Genomic DNA, 21,382 nt, shown 5'->3' on the forward strand with positions numbered 1-21,382 from the left:
TTCAAATATGTGGTACTGCCGTTGCCATGCATATTCTAGATACTGCTCTACTACCTGCTTTTTTTGCAGACCCAAAATAAGCCCCATAAATCTGAGACCAAACGCCCTTGCGTTCATCAATGTCATGAAATGGATTGGCATATACCCAGTGTTGAAATTCATCAATAGCAGAAACCCAAAGCATGCTATGTACTATTTGAAAATAATGAGCCTGCTTCGCTGCCATACCATACCCTTTTAATCCCGGGATATCATGCCACAATTGACTGGACATCAACTCCATCGTCAAAGCAACCAACTCAGAAACCTCTGTTGGAAAATGTCTGAGGAAACGAACAGGAGCTCCTTTAGTGTAGCGATTGTGAATGGCGTGTCCTGCCTCATGAATAAGGGTGACCACATCTTTAAACGAATGGCATCGATTCATAATCACATAGGGAGTACCACTAATAGGAAGGTCAATGACAAAGGCCCCTTTATGTTTATGCAGCCGGTGTTCAATATCGATGTTGCCGGTATCTACGACATGACTAAAGACATTGCCAAACTCAGGGTCAATGCTATCCAGGCAGTCCCCAACAATTGACATTAAAACTTCTCCTGTTGGGTTATCCCACTGAACGGAAGTATATATTCGGTCCGCAACGGAAGCAGGTGGGATGGTGGCGTACAATGGATTCTTTGAAATGATCTTTTTCCACAATGGGGCTATGTATCTCTTAATGGAAGCATGGTATCGTTTACAATCATCTACATCATATGCTACTCTGTCGAGCTGGGCATATCGCAGAGAAATGTAGTCGTCAAATCCACCTGATACCGCTTCAAAATGTCTGAGTTTAACGAGATTGGACATAATCTTTTGGATGGTTTCACTGCTATTTTTTGAAACATCTTGGGTCGTATGTAGAGGAGGCAGGTGATGGATGGCTTCATGGTACATCATGGTTTGTTGATTGATCGCCTCTCTGACGAATCCACCTTCTGAAACCGGTAATGAAAGCTTGCGTTTAGTTTCTCTGAGGTGTTTTGCAAAGACCCTTTGATTTAGTTTTTGCGAAAGGGGACAATCGATCAACTTTTGAGATAAGTTATTCTCATAAGGTAAAATCCTGGGGGACAAAAATTCAACTGCATAATCATACCTGGCCCGTACATCCTTATCATCTGTAGATTTGGAACATGCTATATATCGCCAGCAAAAATCTTCACTGATCGTATCTGTCAGTTCTGACCAATCGGAGATCCACCTGTTCAATTGTTGTACTGAATTGATGGGACGGTTCAAAAGTTCATTGTAAAATGGCCTAAGTCGCGACCAGGTTGATATCTTAAATCTTGAGGGCAGATAAGTCTGTCGAGTGGACTCGGGGGTCTGAATCACATCCATATGGGGGTCTGGTTAATCTTTCTGTTAAAAAACAGGTCGAAATTACATAATAAATATTTACATATATAAATATATCACATAAATTGTTCCGTTTTTTATTGAGATGGGTTTTAAGTATGGTACCGGAGCTAAGATCGACTTGACTTTTGCACTATTCCTCTTCTTCAGAGAAGTTTAAGAGATCCTTCTCTTTTAAAAACAAAAACCACTTGACGACTTTTTTAATGTCGGAAAGCATCACACGATCCCTGTCATAATCTGGCAGGATTTGCTCAAAATACGATAAATATGCGTCGGCGTTTCCATTTACATCGGGGAGGGGGACTTCTTCAATTTTTTGCTTCATCAGTTCCATGACTTCTTTCATAGGTGTGGAATCATCGTCTGTGTATATTGCAACAGAGTCCATTGGAGTAAACTGGTGTTTTCTGGTAGGAGCCAGTGATATTAAATGGTAATGGTTACGGCATCAATGAGACAAGACAGGCAATAGAGATGGTTCATGATATTCGACACATGGAGCCTGTCGGACTTGGTGGCGAACACCATCCATTAGCTAGCAGTAAAACAGTAGAACACCCTTTTAAAAAATCTGGTAAAGCCTAAAGATTATGAAATTAGAAAAAGCAACAGTATTGGTAACCGGAGGAGCCGGATTTATAGGTTCTTTTGTGGTTAAAGAACTTCTTAAACATCCCGTAAAAAGAATAATTGTTTATGATAATTTTACTCGAGGAAAGCAACACAATTTAGAGCAATCATTGAAAGATGAAAGATGTGAAGTCTTTCCATTTGGGGGTGATTTGAGAGAAGTAGACGTACTAGATAAAGCCATGGAAGGTGTAGATTATGTCTTTCATCTGGCTGCAATGTGGCTTTTACATTGCAAGGACTTTCCAAGAACGGCGTTTGATGTAAATGTAACAGGCACCTTCAATATTTTGGAAGCCTGTGTCAAACACAATGTGAAAAAACTCATTTATTCATCTTCTGCTTCTGTGTATGGGGATGCCCTTCAGGTACCCATGACGGAAGATCATCCATTCAACAACAAAAATTTTTATGGAAGCACAAAAATAGCTGGAGAGGCGATGTGTACTGCTTTTAATGATAGATATGGGCTCGAGGTGATTGGGTTGAGATATATGAATGTTTATGGCCCAGGCCAAGATCAGCACGCTGTGTATAGTGGAGTAGTACCGATTATGTTAAACAAAATTGAGGCCAATGAAGCACCAACCATCAATGGAGATGGATCTCAGGCATATGATTTTATTTATGTAGAAGATGTGGCAAGAGCGAATATTTCAGCGTTAGAAAGTGCAACTAAAGTAGGGTTTTATAATGTAGGAACTGAAGTCCAAACTTCCATCAAAGAACTTTGTGATACGATCTTAAACTTAAAAAAATCAGACCTCAAGGTGACCTATGTGCCCTATGCTGCTGACGATGCACGTCAATTGGTTCAAAACAGAATTGGATCTAGGAAGAAAGCAGAGGAAGAATTGGATTTTCTATATAAATTTTCTTTGACTGATGGATTGCAAAAGCTGATTGACTGGAGAATTAGTTCAGGTGTAGATAAGCAGAGATAATTATGACTAAACAACGAAATATACCCATATCACTTCCTGTGACTGGAGAGGAGGAGTGGCAAGCAATTAGAGAACCTTTGATGACAGGTTGGCTTACTTCAGGCCCAAAAGTAAAGGAATTTGAAAGTTTGTTTGCCGAACGGCACAAAGTAAAACATGCGTATGCAGTTACAAGTGCCACAACCGCCTTACATCTGGCTTTGGTTGCCCTAGATGTTGGTCCAGGAGATGAGGTGATTGTTCCAGCATTTACTTGGGTGTCAACGGCTAATGTAGTATTATATCAAGGGGCGAAAGTTGTTTTTGTGGATATAGATCCTAAGACATTCAATATAGACACCAAAGATCTTCAAAAAAAGATTTCCAAAAATACGAAAGCCATTATACCCGTACATTTATTTGGGTTATGCGCTGAAATGGATGCAATAAAAAAAGTGTCTGGTGATATTCCATTGGTAGAGGATGGAGCATGTGCAGCGGGAGCTGAGTACAAGGGTATGCCAGCAGGAGGATTAGGTAGTATAGGATGTTTTTCTTTTCATCCAAGAAAGTCTGTTACAACTGGTGAAGGAGGAATGGTGACTACAAATGATGACCAGCTTGGTGAAAAATTAAGCATGCTTAGAAATCATGGGGCATCAATTTCTGAAGAACAAAGACATCATGGTCCAAAGCCCTATATTCTCCCAGAGTTTGACATTATGGGATTCAATTATAGAATGACCGATTTACAAGGCGCCGTAGGAGTTGTGCAATTGAAAAAACTTGATCAGTTTATTGATGCGAGGAATGAGAAAGCACTGTATTACAAAGAAAAATTGAAGGAAATTGATTGGATTCAATTGCCAGAGTGTCCTCAAAATTCAAGGCATGGATGGCAGTCCTTCGTTACACTCATTAATGAAGAAAAATCACCCTTAAAGCGAAATGATTTGATGGAAGTTCTGCAAGCTAAAGGAATCTCCACTCGTCCAGGAACCCATGCTGTGCATATGCTTGCTTATTACAAGGAGCTACTAGGGCATGATGCAGAAGATTTTGCCGGAGCCAAATTAGCCAATGATTGTTCTATGGCCATACCTTTGCATAACCGAATGGTAGATGAAGATTTCGAATACATCATTGCAGCTTTGAAAAATATTTAATTATGAGTAAGGAGAAAATTGCTAAAATTTTTGAAGGGGATATCGTTGTAAAATCTAATTTTATAGAATTTCAGGCAGATTCAAATAAAAAAAATCAGGCGCAGACCAATACAATTTTTTCTGAGAAATGGGAGAAAGTAGACGAAGGAGGAGAGATTGAAGACATTAGTAAAGACCAAAAAATATGGTTTTTATCTTTATACGGATTTGCGGATGAACTAGAATTGAGTGAATATTTAAAAGACAAAGAAGTAATACTGGATGCTGGCTGTGGTCTTGGCTACAAAACAGCCTGGTTGGCCGACTTAGCACCAAATAGTTTGGTTATTGGAATGGATTATTCCGAAGCAGCAGCAATTGCAGCCAGAAACTACCGTCATGTAAAAAATGCCTATTTCATTCAGGGCAATATTGCAGACACAAGAATTTTACCGGACTCCATAGACTTTACGCTTTGTGATCAGGTCATCATGCATACAGAAAAACCCGACTTCACTTTTAGTCATCTTACTGATATTACTAAGTCAGGAGGAGAATTTGCTTGTTATGTCTATGCAAAAAAGGCATTGCCAAGAGAGCTAATTGACGACCATTTTCGGATTCATACCCACAACATTGATTCAAACAAAATGTGGGAAATGTCGGAGCAACTGACTGAACTTGGAAAACGTCTTTCAGAATTGAACATAAAGTTCGAGTCACCTGATATTCCGTTGTTGGGAATTAAAGGTGGAGAGTATGATATTCAAAGATTTATCTACTGGAATTTTTTAAAATGTTTTTATCGACCTGATTGGAAAAAGGGAACGTGCGATTCGACTAACTTTGACTGGTACTCGCCTAGCAATGCAAAAAGATATTCGAAGGAAGAATATGAAGAATTGATTAATTCCAATAGTTTGAAGGTTTCATATTTTCATAGTGAAGAAGCCTGCTATTCAGGCAGATTCGAAAAATAAAATCTATGTGTGGAATAGCTGGTGTTTTTAACCTCAACGGCGAACCCGTTTTTAATGACGAACTGAAACGAATGGCCGAAAAAATTGCCCACCGCGGACCCGATGGGCAAGGATATTTTGTCGAAGGGCCTGTTGGCTTTGCTCATCAAAGGTTGGCAATTTTAGATATTTCGGATCGAGGTAAACAACCGATGACTTCAAAAGACAATGTTTGGGTGCTAGTTTTCAATGGGTGTATTTATAATTTTCGAGAACTAAGACAAGAATTAAGAAATCGCGGTCATGTTTTTTATTCCGAAACTGACACGGAGGTAATCGTTGAAGGGTTGGCTTCCTATGGAATTGACTTTCTCGAAAGACTGAATGGAATGTTTGCCTTGGCCGCGTGGAACAAAAATGAGAATCAGGTGTATCTATCAAGGGATAGATTTGGGATAAAACCATTATATTATTTTTTTAACGGCAACCAATTTCTTTTTAGTTCGGAAATAAAGGCATTCATGGCACATAAGTCATTTTCTGTCCAACTAAATGAAGCAGGTTTAAATGAGTATTTTACTTTTCAGAACAATTTTTCAACTCAAACCTTATTTAAAGGGGTCACCATGCTCCCAGCCGCAAATACGGTAAAGCTCAACCGCGAAACAAAAGAAATTATTCATAATAGTTGGTGGGATTATAATTTTACAGAGCCAGATGTAAATATGTCATTTACCGAGGCAAAAGATGAAACAAACCGACTTTTTAAGCAAGCTGTTGCTCGTCAGATGGTTGCAGATGTACCAGTGGGCTCTTATTTGTCTGGTGGGATGGATTCAGGGTCCATTACGGCCATAGCTTCTCAACACATACCAAGGTTATCTACCTTCACTTGTGGTTTTGATATGAGTCAGGTTACTGGTGTAGAAGCGAACTATGATGAACGCCGTGACGCAGAATTAATGGCCAATGTTTTTAAGACTGAACATTTCGAGCAGGTCATGAATGCAGGAGATATTAGATGGTCTTTACCAAAGGTGGTCTATCATTTGGAAGATTTGCGCTTAGGGATGTCCTACCCAAACTATTATATTTCAAGACTGGCTTCAAAATTTGTAAAGGTTTGCTTGCAAGGAACCGGTGGGGACGAATTATATGGAGGTTACCCATGGCGCTACTATCGGGTATTTGACTCACTTGACAAGTCTCAATTTTTTGATCAATATTATGATTTTTGGCAAAGATTAGTTCCAGATCAAGATAGATCACAATTATTTACCCAAAGTGTTTCCAGAGGGCTCGATATGTCGGCCCCAAGAAATATTTTTGAACGTGTCTTCAACTTCAACGACTCTTTACAATATGACAAACCGGAACACCATATTCAAAATTCACTGTATTTTGAATCCAAAACCTTCCTTCCTGGTTTGTTTTTAGTTGGAGATAAACTCTCTATGGCCAATGGACTTGAAGAACGATTTCCTTTCATGGACAATGATTTGGTGAATTTTGCTCAAAAAATACCCGTTCGTCACAAGCTTGGCAACCTTGAGCGTGAAATCAAAAAAATTGACGAAAACACTGAAAATAAGAGAAGAGCTTATAGGGAATTTGACGATGGTAAGAACGTATTGAGAAAATCAATGGAAGACTTTATTCCGCAAGAAATTATTAATAGAAAGAAGCAAGGGTTCTCTGCGCCAGACGAAAGTTGGTATCGTGGAGAAAATGCAGATTATGTAAAAGAACTTCTACTAAATAAAAAAACTATTTCCACAGAGTTTGTTAATCAGGATTATATTAAAAAAATTGTAAATGAACACATTAATGATCATATCAATCACAGATTGCTTATTTGGTCATTTATGAATTTCGAATGGTGGTGTAGGATATTTTTAAACGGAGAAAAAATTAAGAATGGGTTTGATTGATTTTATTTTTAGGAAGAAGCGAGATAAAATGAAAACGTCATTTGATCGAGTTTTACCCTCCAATGAATTGATAAATGACCGTTGGGAAAAAGCCAAGTATCTAAATTTTGGTGAAGGGGCTAGCATTTATGACTCTTCATTAGTATTTGGTGACGTTCAAGTTGGGAAAAAGACTTGGATTGGGCCATTTACAATTTTAGATGGTAGTGGAGGTCTCATTATTGGCTCAAACTGTTCCATTTCTGCAGGAGTTCAAATTTATAGCCATGATAGTGTTAACTGGGCATTAACCGGGGATGCTGGCTACGAGTATGAAAAAACTATAATAGAAGACAATTGCTATATCGGCCCAAATACTATTATTGCAAAAGGTGTTACTGTCTGCCAAGGCTCCGTTATTGGCGCCAATAGTTTTGTCAATACTGATGTCCCTAAAAATTCAAAATTTGCAGGGAATCCAGCAAGAAGAATCTAATTTGAATATTAAGGGAATGAAATATAGTCCCCATAATTTTATAACCTCCAATTTACAGAACAAAAAACCATTGCTTTCTGATTTCTCCTTTAGAATAGAATAATGTCTTTTTAGAGGGTGGAGATAAACATTAAAATTAAGTAAAATGATTTTATGGCTTGTAGTTATTCTAGGGTTGTACTCGCTGCTAAATTTTTTCCAGCAGGCTGTCTCAAGCCCAGGGTCAGACCACTATTACCATCTGGCTTTAATAAATAGTATTCGAGCTAATAAAAATAGATTCGTTTCTGAAATTGATTCCATTTTAGGCCAAAAGTACTTTTCATATCCTCAGGGTTTTCACTGGATATTATCCCATTTTTCAAAGACAGCAATACTTAGGAGGTATAACTTCATTGGTATCCTTATAGGCCTTTTATCTCTATGCGTAGTACTTGTCTTTTTTTATTCTATTTACCCCTTTTTGGATTTGGCAGAATTATCGATTGAAAGATTCATTCTATTTACTGGTGTTCTATATGTTACTACTCCGTTTAGCTATGCTATCTGGAATGCAAAAAATGTTGGAATTAGCGCAAGAGGAATTGGATTATTTTTAGGAATAGCCTATGTATATTGTCTTATTTTTTTTCAACTTGACCTCAATTATTATTACCTGTTTGCAGCCTTTTTCATTTCTTCAGCGATTCTTTTATCAAGTCAATTTGGAAATCAATTTGTCCTGTTTTTTTCTGTCATTTTTGGGATATATTTTCAAAATGTGCTGGTAATACTGACACCGCTTTGCTCGATATTCATTTTTATTTTATTTAACAAGAAGGTAGCTAAGTCATTCCTTAAAGGGCAATATTGGCATAAAAGAATTTACTTTGAAAACAGAAATCAGATGTCAATTTTAACATCCAGATATAGCATTTGGAGAGATTTGATATGGGATATTTGGATTAGACTTAAACGACCCTTAGTATTCATTGAATACTTTCTCAAAAATTCATTCATTTCTGTACTTCTAGCTATTCCCTATGTGGCCATTTTAAGCTACTTTCTAATTTTTAATAAGGAAATTTTTACTTTACACATTTTTCAGGATGGCATATTTACCATTTTATTTGTTAGCTCTCTAATTCCACTAGTTCTATTTGTCCTCACCTCTTTCAGAATAACAAGATTCTTGGGAGAACCTGAACGCTATGTTGAATTTCTCATTCCTGTCTATGTTGTATTGTTGGTTGTAATGTTTGAGAACAATCCAAATTCCATCTTCTTATTAATAGGCTGGAACATCCTTTTTACTTTTGTTCAAATGAGTGGCTCTATATTAAAATCTTTTTTGGTGAAAATGACAAAGTCCAATCCGGTTAAACAGGAACACATATGGAATGAAGCTGTTGAAACAATGAACTCTTATCTTGAAGACGGAAAAAACCGTGTATTCTCTAATAGCCTTCAACTGACTAAACATTTTATGGGGGGAAACGCAAAAATATTGTTCCCAACAATTGCTTATCCCTACACTGGTCGATACCATTTTTCTGAAATATTCCCAAGAGACTACTCTACCATTGATAAGGATGTAATTCCAGGATTGTTAAAAGATTTCTCGATAGATTGGCTTCTATTTGATTCAAATTTAGATCAAACCCATAATCTCGAAAATTGGCCATTTTTAAAGAAGGAGAAGGAATTAAATGGAAACATAACAATCTGCTCTGTCAACCTAGAGATGATTAAAAATGTCTAACGAGAAAACAAATTTACCAAAACAAATACTTCAGTATGGCATTTTTTCATCTATCACGAAATCTGTCCCTTTTCTAATACTCCCCATAATTACACGAAGATTTTCAACTGAGGATATAGGCCTCGTCGATGCTGTCGAACTTCAGGCCGCACTCATTGCAGTCGTTATTGAATTATCTCTTTCATCCGCAATTGCCCGTTTTTATTTTGAAGCTAAAAAGAATGGTGACCTTAAGGAATTCTTAAGTACGATCCTACTTACAATACTCATAGTTGGTTCTGGAGGCGTAATGCTAACTTGGACATTTTCTTCCAGTATTTCGCTTTTGTTGCTGGACAGCCCTGCAATGTACGGGTATATCCTCTACGGTGCAGTATTTGGCTTTTTAATTCCCATATTGGGCTGCTCTGATATCATTCTGAGAATGGAAAGAGAAGTGTTAAAATTTAATTTGGCCAATTTAATCCAAGCTCTAACTTATACAGGTGTAATCTTTTGGTTGGTCATAAAAAAATCCAGCAATATAGAAGGACTTCTGATTGCGATGATGTTCATGTATATTGCCAAATTGGTGCTTCATGGATGGTGGCTTCGAAGTAAATTTGGCATTCAATACTCAAGTAAGTATCTCAAGAAGGGTCTGTCTTACAGTTTACCACTGATGCCGGCAGTAGGCATATCAATCCTAAACCGGCAAGTGGATAGAATGATGATTATTCACTTTTATGGCTTATTGGCACTTGGGATATATGCAGTTGCGGCAAAGTTTATACTATTCATTCAACTTGTTGCACAGGCCTTCAGACTTGCATGGGAACCCTATGCAATTTCCCTAATTGATAGCCAAGATAGGGACAGAGTTTATAAAAGGTCAATGAATAAATATGCATGGATGATGACTTTGGTCGGACTGAGCCTCGTTTTTGTTTCTCCTGAATTGATGACAATTATTGCACCAAAAAACTATAATGAAGGATTAGTAATTATACCCTGGGTGGTAGGGGCATTGATTTTTCATACATCGGCGTCGATTACAAATATTGGAGTATTAATTAGCAAAAAGACATACAAGAACTCAATCGTTACAATTTTGGGATTTGGAACAAATCTGGTACTGACCTATTTTCTATTACCGAATTTTGGTTTGCAGGGAGCTGCATTGGGTTCTTTCATTGCGTCTGGAATTTTTACTATTGGTCTTTGTCTTCAATCATATAAAGAAGTTGACCTTCGTTTTGATCATTCTAAATTATGGGGAGCCATTCTCTGCTATTGTTTGTTCTCTGTTGTATTTATTTCGATATTAAATTATGTTAGTCATTACTACCTTGGTATACTTATGAGAGCCTTAAGTCTAGGGGCTTTAGTGCTAGTTTTGAATTTGATGTTTGGGTTGTCCGAAGAGCTAAGACGGGCCAAGAAGAGCTCGCTTGAGTTTTTGAAAAAAAGAGTCTGACTTAGAGTCCTTCCTAAGAATTAGGCCTAGTAAAATTGCCACATTCTTCAACAGAAATGGTAGCTAGAATTACGTACACATCGGTAATGACTAAAATATAGACATACCTTATGGCTATTATTGGATTTGTCTGTGCTTATTTTCTTTGTAGGGGATGATCACCTACCTCCAAAACATCCTTGATAATTTTTATTTCAATTGTAAAAGATAGGGCTTATCATTAATTTGCGTCTCTTTTGAATTGGGTCTGTTTAAGATCAGCAATGACATAAGAATCTATAAACTATTCGATTCATGAAAGAGAATTCCAAAGAAATATCTCGTTCTGAGTTTTATAAGACAGAAAAAAGTAACTCATTAATCAAGTAGCATCATAATGTCCAGTCAAGAAACAGAGGATGATTTACTCATTCGTTTTATCCGATTTTTAATTGAAGGCAAGAAAACTATCATAATTTCAATAACAATATTTTTTGTTTTTGGGGTAATACATGCACTGACAGTTCCAAAAGAATACATCACTAAAACTTTATTGATGCCAGAAAAAGAAGATGCAAGTTTGAACGGTATGGGAGGATTGGCAGGCTTAGCTGGCCTGGCTGGAGTAGATTTAAGTTCAATGTCAGAAGAAGGGATCAACCCTGAGCTCTATTCTTTCATTATGCAGAGCAATCCTTTCATGTCAAGCCTTATGAAAGAAGAGTTTTATATTAAAAGAGTTGACAAAAAAATATCATTATATTCCTATTTTGAGGATTACCATGAGTATTCTGCTTTGAATCTAGTTGAAGTTGTAAGATCATTTATGTCAAAAAATGAAGAGTTTTATGACTCATATGTGTCAGACACAACATTGTACAGACTTTCCAAAGCCCAGGAAATAATTATAGATGAAATAAAGTCAAGGGTGACCATTGAAATAGATAGACTATCTGGTGTCATTGAAATCAACGTGGTCATGACAGATCCTGTGCTTTCGTCAAAGGTTTCTAATTTTATATTGAACTACTTAAGAGAGTACGTTGAGCAATACAGAATATCCAAAGAAATAAAGGTTTTAAGATTTATTGAAGGAAGAAGTGAAATTGCCAAGAGAGATTTCTATGATAAGCAAACGGAGCTAGCAATTTTTCAAGAACGGAACAAGAATGCAACCAGTTTAATTATCAAAAATAAAGAAGACAGGCTGCAGTCGGAACTTGATATTAGATTTAGCTTGCACAATGAACTGGCAAAACAAGTGGAACAAGCCAAAATTAAGGTGCAAGATAAAAAACCAGTATTTACAATATTGGAGCCCCCATATGTTCCAAACTACCCAACTTATCCCAAGAAAAAAATTCTCGTAATTCTTTTTACATTTGGTGGCGCCGCATTTGGCGTTCTGCTCATATTTATTAAGCAAGCTCGTAAAGCTAACATTTTGGGTTACCTAAAATAACTGGAACTAGTAGCAATCCACATGTAATTAAATGAAAGACTTAGCCGAAGCAAAAGCCCCAACACTAGATTTAAGCAATTACGAAAAAGTATTTTTATGGTCATTCAGAATCTCACTGATAGTTGTTTTTTTACCGTCAAAGTCACTTTCTTATATACTCCCATTCTCCCTATATTTTGGATGGGCTTTCATTTTGTTTAGCTATAGAATATTTCTTCGCCTCCTGATCTTATCGCTTATTCTATTTTTGGCAGGTGTATTTTATGCCTATGTTTATGATGAGTTTTCACCACAAAATTTCTTTTTTAGCCAATTAGGTTTATCCACTTATTTTATCTTTTTTATCGTCGATAAACGAGCCTTGTCCAACCCCTTGCTATTGAAAAAGGCCACTAAGTTTTGTTTTCAAATGTTTATCTTCCAAGGTCTTTTCGGTATCATACAGGCTTCTTACGGGTTTATTCAGACAGGTTCATTTGATGTTGCAAATGGGGATTATGTAGAAGGCACCATACACCCATCTCTTGCTGCAGAACTATCTTTTAGCAATCCACTATTCGCCTATAATATGACGTTCTTAATGCTGGCTTCATTTATTTACATACAATTTTTCAAGAAACGCAGAAATTACCTTCCTTTCTTAATAGGAACTTTATCCCTATTATTGGCATCTGTCGTCCACCTTATGGCGTTTTTTGTAGTTGCCATCCTAATTTCATTTGTGGTGGTGAGGCCAAAAATCAGTAATTTTTTCCCCTCAATAGCAAAGGTCAACCCAAATAATGTTCGCTATGGGCTATTTTTCGGCGTGGTATTATTCGTGCTTTCTGTTTTCGTTTTTCAAAGTTCAAACATGCGTTCTTTTGGAGCATATTACTCAAATTTCACAAGCGGTGTTCCTGCCAAAGCAATAATTACTTATAGTTCTATCTTCGAACTACCAGAAGAACATCCTGCGATGCTCTGTATTGGCTTAGGTTCCGGTCAATTTAGCAGTCGTGCTAGTCTCATGCTTAGCGGCCTTTACTTGGAAAAAGAAGTTCCTTTTTTTTCGAAACACACCAGTAGGTCATTTAATAATCACCTTGGATATTTATTAATAAACAGTCCTACTCATGGAGGAAATTCTACCGAAAAACCCTACTATTCTCTACTAACCGTTTTCACTGAATTTGGACTCTTGGGATTGTTTTTTTTGATTGTAGTTGGAATTACAATACTGAAAGGAATATATTCAAACAGACAACATCCGCTTAGTCTCTTCTTCTCCATTGGGTTCTTTTTTTTCGGTATGTGTGGAATACAGGAATTCTATTGGGAAATGCCACAAGCAGCATTCATTGGTTTAATGCTGTTAATCCTAATCAAAAGCAATATAAGTGCTAATCAATTAAATATCTTTATACTGCCAAATCACTCTTCTCACGAAAATGAAGTATAAAATTCTAGCAGTTCATAACAAGTACTTAATTCCAGGTGGAGAAGATACTAGCTTTAAAATTGAAGTCGAACTTCTTCGTTCTAACGGACATGAAGTAGTAGAATATTTAGAGGACAATTCAAAGGTCCATGAATTAGGAATGTTCAGGACAGCATTCAAAACTATTTGGTCTTTTGAAACTTATCGAAAAATTCAAGGTTTATGTAAAAAACATTGCATCGACGTGGTTTGCACGCAAAATTTTTTCCCGTTAATCTCTCCATCAATCTATTACGCAGCGTCTTCGCTCAAAATCCCAATAGTTCAATACATAAGGAACTACCGCTTGACTTGTGTTAACGGGCTATTATACAGAAATGGAAAATCTTGCAATCGATGCGTTGGAAAGACTCTTCCCTATTATGGTGTTTTGTTCGGTTGCTATAGGAACAGTAGGCTGGCAAGCATTGTGGTCGCCTCAATGATTGGGTTTCACAGAATTATTGGAACCTGGACAAAAAAAGTCACAGCATACATAGCTCTAACTGAATTCGCAAAGCAGAAATTAATATCTAGCCGCATCCCCAAAAATAAAATATTTGTAAAACCAAATTTCATTGGTGAGTCACCAAGATTATCTCTAGCACCGAGTAAGACAGCATTATACGTTGGGCGCATTTCAAGTGAAAAAGGCATTCAATGTATGATCAATGCCTGGAATAAGGTGGATACAGAATATCAATTGAGAATTATAGGAGATGGCCCCTTATTGGAACACTTCAAGAAGTCAACGTCAAATAAAACAATACATTTTGAAGGAAGAAAACCAAGTGATGAAATTACTGAAATAATGAAAAGTTGTGCATTCCTCATCTTCCCATCAGAATGTTATGAAGGAATGCCCAGAACAATAATTGAGGCCTTTTCAGTTCGACTACCTGTGATTTCGTCAAATATTGGTGCTATGTCAACGATGATTACAGACTTTAAAAATGGTCTACACTTTGAAGTAGGGAACGTCGAAGATCTTAGCAATAAGATTCGTGAAATCATACATGATGACGCTCTTAGAAATAAAATAGGGGAAAATGGGCACAAAGATTTCCGGAAGAAATATACCGAACATGAAAATTATAAAATGCTCTATAGCATTTTAAGTTCTGTCATTCAAAGTAGTAAATAATCACCGTATCCTCGAACAAGGCTATTGCTCTTTCAAAGAATAATTAAACGCAATTTTTCTAAGGAAAGAATCTTATAAAGATTGTAACTCTCGAAGGAATATTTCACCTCAAGTCAAAAAAATTTAAATTATGTTTGCGCTAATTTTCAATAGATGGATTTTAAAAAATACAAACTGTTCCTTCCTGAATATGCCGCTGTCGATTATGACAAAGCAAGTGATATAATCGTTGCTAACGCAGCAAGCAATAAAAGTTACGCGGTTTCAGCTCTAGCCGTCCATGGTCTGATAACCTCTATGAAAGATAAGAAATTGGGGAAAATAATCAACAATATCGATTTAATTGTGCCAGATGGCCAACCCATAAAATGGGCGCTAAATAGTTTGTATAACTTAGATCTTAAAGATCGGGTTTATGGCCCGTTTTTAACGCTTAAGGTATTAGAAAAAGCAAATACACTTAGGCTCAAGGTTTATTTATTTGGAAGTACAAGCAAAACTATCGGCCTTTTTAAATCCTTTATAGAAAAAAACTATCCCGATGTAATTCTTAGTGGAATTCATGTAGATAGGTTTAGGGAGGCAACAGAAGAAGAAGATTTAGAGGACATCAAAAAAATAAATGAAAGTGGTGCTCATATAGTGTTAGTTGGAAGAGGTTGTCCAAGACAAGAGTATTGGGTTGCTACTCACAAAAATAAGGTAAACTCTGCTATGATGGCAGTAGGTGCTGCATTTGATTTTCACGCGGGTGTTTTGCCACAAGCACCAGAATGGATGCAAAAAAGAGGTTTGGAATGGTTTTTTAGATTATGTCAAGAACCTAAGAGATTATGGAAGAGATATCTTGTAACCAACACATTATTTATTTTAGAGTTTATAGGACATAAGTTTTTTAAAAGAACAATTTAAGATGAAAAAATTATTAGTTACCGGCTCTGGAGGCCTAATAGGAAGTGAAGTTGTTGGTTATTTTGCCACTAATGGTTGGGAGGTAGTAGGAATTGACTCCAATATGCGAGCAGATTTTTTTGGTGCAAGTGGAGATACTACTTGGAACGTAAGCAGGTTGAAACATACGTATAGCAACTACAGCCATTTCTCGTTAGATATAAGAGACAGAAACAAAATGATTAGTGCGGTCAGAGACATCAAGCCTGATGCCATAGTCCATACTGCTGCACAACCCAGTCATGATCTTGCTGCGTCCAGACCCTTTGATGATTTTGATGTAAATGCTGTTGGTACTCTAAATATGCTAGAAGCCACTAGACAGTTCTCTACAGAAATTCCCTTTGTTCATCTATCTACTAACAAGGTATATGGAGATGCGCCTAATTACTTAAACCTTGTTGAAAAAGACTCTCGTTGGGATTATGCCGAAGATAAATACTACAATGGAATAAAGGAATCTTTCAGTATTGATCAGTCTAAGCATTCAATATTTGGAGCATCCAAAGTAGCCGCAGATGTCATGGTTCAAGAATATGGGAGATATTTCAACATGCCAACCTGCTGCCTCAGAGGAGGTTGCTTAACAGGCCCAAATCACAGTGGTGTAGAATTACATGGGTTTCTGAGTTACTTGATTAAGTGCAATCTAGAAAATAAGAGATATACTATTTTTGGATATAAAGGAAAGCAAGTAAGAGACAATATTCATTCCCACGATGTTGTAAATTTCATTCATGAGTTCATAGCCAAACCCAGAATAGGTGAGGTTTATAATCTTGGTGGCGGAAGAGATAATTCCATTTCTATCTTGGAAGCTTTTGATCTCATATCAAGCATTTCAGGAAATGAAATGATATATACATATGATGAACAGAATAGATCAGGGGATCATATATGTTACATTTCAGATCTATCGAAAATGAAAGCTCATTATCCGAAATGGTCTATCACCAAAGGACTTAAAACAACATTCGAGGAGATTTTTGAGGCATGGGAAAGAAGACTAGATACAAAAACCTGATTTAGAGATGGTTATAAATTCCTATTATTCCCTATCTTAGCATTCCAAAACTAAGCCTAGCATCTTTGACATGCAGAAAAGGAGATTTTCAAAATATTTTCCTGCCCTATTTCTGTTCATAGACCTTTTGTTTTTGAACATCGGGTTCTTTGTAGCCAATTACGTACGATTCAATACTTTTTGGTTTCAGGGAGATCGCTATCCGTTTCTTTTTGTTTTTCTGAATATCACGTGGGTTGTTATCTTCTTTGTCACCAAGCTTGATCGTGTAGATAGGGAGAGAAGTGTTGTAGATTACATCTCTCAAATCTTACTTGGCCTTACCATAAATCTCGCTGTAGTATTTACGATGTGGGCATCTACACGAGCGTATTTCTATTCTAGAGAGCATCTATTTTATACCTACCTCATCTTCTCTGTTCTTATTGTTGGGTGGAGAGTTGGTTTTATAAACATTCTTCGTTTTTACAGGACCAAGGGATACAATATTCGAAATATCGTCATTGTAGGGTATGGACCTATTGGCAGAAATCTAAAACGACATTTGGAAAACAACCCTGAAATTGGTTATAAGTTTCAAGGTTTTTTTGATCATAAGACGGAGCAAACCGAGGTCACCGGCCCGGTAGAAGATGTTCCAAAGTATGCTAAGGAAAATGGGGTTGATGTGATCTTTTGTTGCTTACCCAAACTTTTTGAACAGGACGTAAAACCACTCATAGATTTTGCGGAAAACAACTTGATAACTATCAAATTGCTTTCAGACTTCAGTAAAGTGGGGAATAAAAAGCTAGAAGTTCAGCAATACGGAAACATACCTGTACTCAACGTTAGTTCGATACCACTCGATCGTATGGTCAATCGATTTGCGAAAAGGACATTTGATGTCCTCTTTTCAACTTTCGTAATGGTGTTTATACTTTCATGGCTCATTCCATTGATTGGTCTATTGATTAAACTTGAATCCCCGGGACCAATATTTTTTATTCAAAACAGACATGGTCGTGGGAATAAATACTTTCCTTGCTGGAAATTCAGAACAATGGTTGTGAATAGAGATGCAGACTCAAAACAAGCAACTAAAAATGACCCTCGAGTCACTCGAACTGGTGCTATTCTTCGTAGAACGAGCTTAGACGAATTACCGCAATTCATCAATGTATTTTTAGGAAACATGTCAGTTGTAGGCCCAAGGCCCCACCCAATTAAACTCAACGAAGAGTATTCACCAAAAATAGATCGTTTTATCCAGAGACATGCTGTTAAACCGGGTGTAACAGGATTAGCACAAGCCAAAGGCTACCGAGGAGAAACTTCGAGATTTAGCGAAATGTATGGTCGTGTTAAACTGGATCGCTTTTACGTGAAAAACTGGAGTTTATTATTCGACGTTAAGATCATCATCATGACTATCTATTCAATCGTATTCAAAACGGAGAAAGCGTACTAGTAGTTGGCTTTTGGCCATTGGCTCTTAGCTCTGATCTTTAAAGTCAAAATAACACTCTCCGGTATCATTAAGATTAGATAAATTCACAAGAGGGCAGCTGGACAGATTCTATAAAATCCTTAGTTTTAGCGTTACCCTTGGGAAAAAGCCAAGAGCTAATTGCTAAAAGCCAAGGGCTATGCTAACTTAGCTGCTTCAATTCGCATATTATGTTTGACAAGGTAGAAGAATACAAGGCCATGATTAAATCTGCAGAGGTAAAAGCTGCGGATGATTTGGAACAGTTCAGAATGAAGTTCATCAGTAAAAAAAGTGTCGTCACCGAGCTTTTTAATGACTTCAAAAATGTTCCAAATGATCAGAAGAAAGCATTCGGTCAGGCATTGAATGAACTGAAAACACTGGCTCAAGAGAAATTTAAAGCACTTGCAGACTCTTTAGAAGGTAGTTCAACTGAAGGAGCTAGCCAAGGGCTGGATTTAACTTTGCCCGATGTCCCAAACGAAAATGGCAGTGTACATCCTCTGACCATCACTCGAAATAAAATTATCGAAATTTTTGAGCGCATGGGTTTCAACATCGCTAGCGGACCAGAAATTGAAGAAGATTTTTACAATTTCACTGCACTCAACTTTCCAGAGAATCATCCTGCCAGAGAAATGCAAGACACTTTCTTCATCGAGAAGAATCCAGATAAAGTGTTGAGAACACACACGTCAAATGTGCAGATAAGGATGATGGAAGGCGGCAAGCCACCCTTTAGATCTATCATGCCTGGACGTGTATATCGAAATGAGGCCATTTCAGCTCGTGCTCATTGTTTCTTTCATCAAGTAGAAGGTTTGTACGTAGACAAGAATGTTGGTTTCAAAGACCTTAAACAAACCGTTTATCATTTCGTTAAGGAAATGTTTGGCGAAAACACGAAAGTTAGATTTAGACCTTCATATTTCCCTTTCACAGAACCAAGTGCTGAAATAGACATTAGCTGTTTCATTTGTCATGGCAAGGGATGTAATGTATGTAAATACACCAATTGGGTAGAAATTGCAGGATCTGGAATGGTTGATCCAAACGTTTTAAAAAATTGTGGCATAGACCCTGAGGAATACACTGGATTTGCCTTCGGTATGGGAATAGAACGTATCGCCATGCTGAAATATCAGATTAACGATTTACGCCTTTTCTCTGAAAACGATGTCCGATTCTTAAGACAGTTTCAAGGAACTTTCTAACTGCGCATCTTTCTTACTAGCTTTCCAGAATAAATTTCCAAATCATCTATGTGTGGAATTACTGGCATTCTGGCATTCAACGAAGTAGGCCGATTCAATCTAACGAATCTTGAGGCAGCTACTTTGGCCCTAGCGCATCGAGGACCAGACCACCACGGTACTTATGTCAATCATGCTGTGGGTTTGGGACATCGACGACTATCAGTCATAGACACCAGTGAAAATGCCAATCAGCCATTTGAAATATTGGATGGTAGGTATGTTATTGTCTTCAATGGAGAAATTTTCAACTATCAGGTGTTAAGAAAAGAATTGATTTCAAAAGGCGTACAATTCAATTCTGACTCAGACACTGAAGTCTTACTCCACCTATATGCTCAAGAAGGCAAATCTTGTCTGCAAAAACTAAATGGATTCTTCGCGTTCGCGATTTATGATTCAGTTGAAAAATCCTTATTCATCGCCAGAGATCGATTAGGCATCAAACCTCTTCTATACTTTCAAGATGAATTCAAGTTCCTGTTTGCTTCAGAGATGAGTGCAATCCTAGAATTTGGTATAGACAAGGAAATCAATCGTGAAGCGCTCAACTACTATCTGCAGCTGAATTACACGCCTGCTCCATTGACAATGATTAAGGGGGTCAAAAAACTTGAACCCGGTCAGCACATATTTATTCATAACGGTAAAGTAGAAATAAAGCCATACTATAATCTGCCAGACCACCAGCAACACGACGGAATAAACTACGCTTCTGCACAAACTCAGCTACAGGAGATTTTAGAAAGATCCGTATCTAGGCGAATGGTTGCTGATGTGCCTTTAGGCTGCTTCTTGAGTGGTGGTATTGACTCAAGTGTTATTACTGCTGTAGCCTCAAGCCAAACCCCTGCACTAAAAACCTTTTCTATTGGATTTGAAGGCAATAATTTCTTCGATGAGACCCAATATGCTGAATTGGTGGCAAAAAAATTCAAAACAGATCACAGCACATTCAAACTCACCAATGAGGAAATTACGAGCCACTTGCCCGATATAGTAGACCACATTGATGAGCCGTTTGCCGATTCATCGGCAATTCCAGTCTTCCTATTGAGTAAAAAAACAAGGGAGCATGTAACGGTAGCTCTATCTGGGGACGGAGCAGACGAGATTTTCTCCGGATATAACAAGCATGAGGCTTGGTGGAAAATGGAAAATGCAACAAAGGTTAATGCTCTCATATCTTTAGCAAAACCATTTGCCAGACTTATGCCTAAGTCCAGATCCGGAAAAATAAGTAACACAGCAAGGCAAGTGGTTAGGTTTGCAAATGCCATGAAACTAAGTCCTGCTGATCGCTATTGGTTTTTGGCCTCGTTCGCTACGCAAACTCAGGTCAGTCAAATGCTTAAAGAGCCGATAGCTAATCACGAACAGAGAGATTACTGGATGCACTCAATGAACGGCTACAATGATTTCAACGATATACTCAGGTTAGATACGCAGTTTGTCCTACCGAACGACATGCTAAAAAAAGTAGACCTCATGTCTATGGCTAATGGGCTAGAAGTACGTGTGCCTTTTTTGGATCATGAACTTATCGATTTCGTATTTGGCCTGCCAGCTTCGATGAAAATAGATGGGTCCATGAGAAAGAAGGTATTGCAGGATGTCTACCGTCATATCCTTCCAGCAGAACTTTACAATAGACCAAAGAAGGGTTTTGAAATTCCATTACTCGATTGGCTCAAATCCTCATTGAAAAGTGAACTTCGTGAACATCTATTTAATAGAAATCTGATCGAAAGCCAGGGAATTTTTAAATGGAATGAATTAAAAACACTCGAAAAACAATTATTCTCAAGAAACCCTGAAGATAGTCACGCACGAGTTTGGGGACTCTATGTGTTCCAAAAATGGCAAAACAAATTTTTTTAGCGCATCTCAAATACAAAATTCAATCTCACTTCAAGCTAATTATTAAAGATTTAGATTAATTTTAATTTGTTCGACTTCCACTAAATC

Annotated in this window: 17 protein-coding genes; 15 read left to right on the forward strand and 2 right to left on the reverse strand. The window is 37.3% G+C overall.

From position 1 onward, the window contains the following. Nucleotide 1 precedes the first annotated feature (1 nt). Both ACOQO5_RS03135 and ACOQO5_RS03140 read right to left on the reverse strand, forming a co-directional pair. Nucleotides 2-1,258: a M3 family metallopeptidase gene (locus tag ACOQO5_RS03135; RefSeq protein ID WP_420580222.1), complete on the reverse strand. Its 1,257-nt coding sequence runs from the start codon at nt 1,256-1,258 to the stop codon at nt 2-4. Between the two features lie 283 nt (nt 1,259-1,541). Continuing rightward, the gene (locus tag ACOQO5_RS03140) at nt 1,542-1,799 is read right to left on the reverse strand and encodes a hypothetical protein (RefSeq protein ID WP_420580223.1); all 258 of its coding nucleotides are present in this window, start codon (nt 1,797-1,799) and stop codon (nt 1,542-1,544) included. Between the two features lie 202 nt (nt 1,800-2,001). Between ACOQO5_RS03140 and ACOQO5_RS03145 the strand changes: the two genes are divergently transcribed. The 15 genes from ACOQO5_RS03145 (at nt 2,002) to asnB (ACOQO5_RS03215) (ending at nt 21,295) form a co-directional block, all read left to right on the forward strand. Then, the gene (locus ACOQO5_RS03145) at nt 2,002-2,985 is read left to right on the forward strand and encodes an SDR family NAD(P)-dependent oxidoreductase (RefSeq protein WP_420580224.1); all 984 of its coding nucleotides are present in this window, start codon (nt 2,002-2,004) and stop codon (nt 2,983-2,985) included. Nucleotides 2,986-2,987: 2 nt separating this feature from the next. Beyond that, nucleotides 2,988-4,130 (forward strand): DegT/DnrJ/EryC1/StrS family aminotransferase, encoded by a 1,143-nt coding sequence (locus ACOQO5_RS03150; RefSeq protein WP_420580225.1) that lies wholly within the window; start codon nt 2,988-2,990, stop codon nt 4,128-4,130. A gap of 2 nt (nt 4,131-4,132) precedes the next feature. After that, complete coding sequence (locus tag ACOQO5_RS03155; protein WP_420580226.1) at nt 4,133-5,089, forward strand: class I SAM-dependent methyltransferase; 957 nt, start codon at nt 4,133-4,135, stop codon at nt 5,087-5,089. Between the two features lie 5 nt (nt 5,090-5,094). Beyond that, nucleotides 5,095-6,999 (forward strand): asparagine synthase (glutamine-hydrolyzing), encoded by a 1,905-nt coding sequence (gene asnB / locus ACOQO5_RS03160; protein ID WP_420580227.1) that lies wholly within the window; start codon nt 5,095-5,097, stop codon nt 6,997-6,999. Beyond that, entirely contained in the window at nt 6,986-7,474 is a 489-nt protein-coding gene (locus ACOQO5_RS03165) for an acyltransferase (protein WP_420580228.1), read from the forward strand. The genes asnB (ACOQO5_RS03160) and ACOQO5_RS03165 overlap by 14 nt, the downstream gene beginning before the upstream one ends. 1,171 nt (nt 7,475-8,645) lie before the next feature. Next, a complete protein-coding gene (locus ACOQO5_RS03170; RefSeq protein WP_420580229.1) occupies nt 8,646-9,215 on the forward strand; it encodes a hypothetical protein in 570 nt (189 codons plus the stop codon). Further along, complete coding sequence (locus tag ACOQO5_RS03175; RefSeq protein WP_420580230.1) at nt 9,208-10,671, forward strand: lipopolysaccharide biosynthesis protein; 1,464 nt, start codon at nt 9,208-9,210, stop codon at nt 10,669-10,671. The genes ACOQO5_RS03170 and ACOQO5_RS03175 overlap by 8 nt, the downstream gene beginning before the upstream one ends. Nucleotides 10,672-11,047: 376 nt before the next feature. Then, nucleotides 11,048-12,112, forward strand: coding sequence for a Wzz/FepE/Etk N-terminal domain-containing protein (locus ACOQO5_RS03180; protein WP_420580231.1), 1,065 nt, complete (start codon nt 11,048-11,050; stop codon nt 12,110-12,112). A 31-nt stretch (nt 12,113-12,143) separates the two neighbouring features. Next, nucleotides 12,144-13,553, forward strand: coding sequence for a hypothetical protein (locus ACOQO5_RS03185; RefSeq protein WP_420580232.1), 1,410 nt, complete (start codon nt 12,144-12,146; stop codon nt 13,551-13,553). Further along, nucleotides 13,543-14,715 carry a glycosyltransferase family 4 protein gene (locus tag ACOQO5_RS03190; protein ID WP_420580233.1) on the forward strand — a complete coding sequence of 391 codons (1,173 nt, stop codon included), beginning with the start codon at nt 13,543-13,545 and terminating at the stop codon, nt 14,713-14,715. The genes ACOQO5_RS03185 and ACOQO5_RS03190 overlap by 11 nt, the downstream gene beginning before the upstream one ends. Before the next feature lie 153 nt (nt 14,716-14,868). Further along, complete coding sequence (locus tag ACOQO5_RS03195) at nt 14,869-15,627, forward strand: WecB/TagA/CpsF family glycosyltransferase (protein ID WP_420580234.1); 759 nt, start codon at nt 14,869-14,871, stop codon at nt 15,625-15,627. Between the two features lies 1 nt (nt 15,628). Then, a complete protein-coding gene (locus tag ACOQO5_RS03200; protein ID WP_420580235.1) occupies nt 15,629-16,690 on the forward strand; it encodes an NAD-dependent epimerase/dehydratase family protein in 1,062 nt (353 codons plus the stop codon). A gap of 70 nt (nt 16,691-16,760) precedes the next feature. Then, entirely contained in the window at nt 16,761-18,140 is a 1,380-nt protein-coding gene (locus ACOQO5_RS03205) for an undecaprenyl-phosphate glucose phosphotransferase (RefSeq protein ID WP_420580236.1), read from the forward strand. Nucleotides 18,141-18,349: 209 nt separating this feature from the next. Continuing rightward, nucleotides 18,350-19,375, forward strand: a complete 1,026-nt coding sequence (locus ACOQO5_RS03210) for a phenylalanine--tRNA ligase subunit alpha (RefSeq protein ID WP_420580237.1) — start codon at nt 18,350-18,352, stop codon at nt 19,373-19,375. A 48-nt stretch (nt 19,376-19,423) separates the two neighbouring features. Then, a complete protein-coding gene (asnB, locus tag ACOQO5_RS03215) occupies nt 19,424-21,295 on the forward strand; it encodes an asparagine synthase (glutamine-hydrolyzing) (protein ID WP_420580238.1) in 1,872 nt (623 codons plus the stop codon). Nucleotides 21,296-21,382: the final 87 nt, after the last annotated feature.

The organism is Reichenbachiella sp., from assembly GCF_965223055.1.
GTDB lineage: Bacteria > Bacteroidota > Bacteroidia > Cytophagales > Cyclobacteriaceae > Reichenbachiella.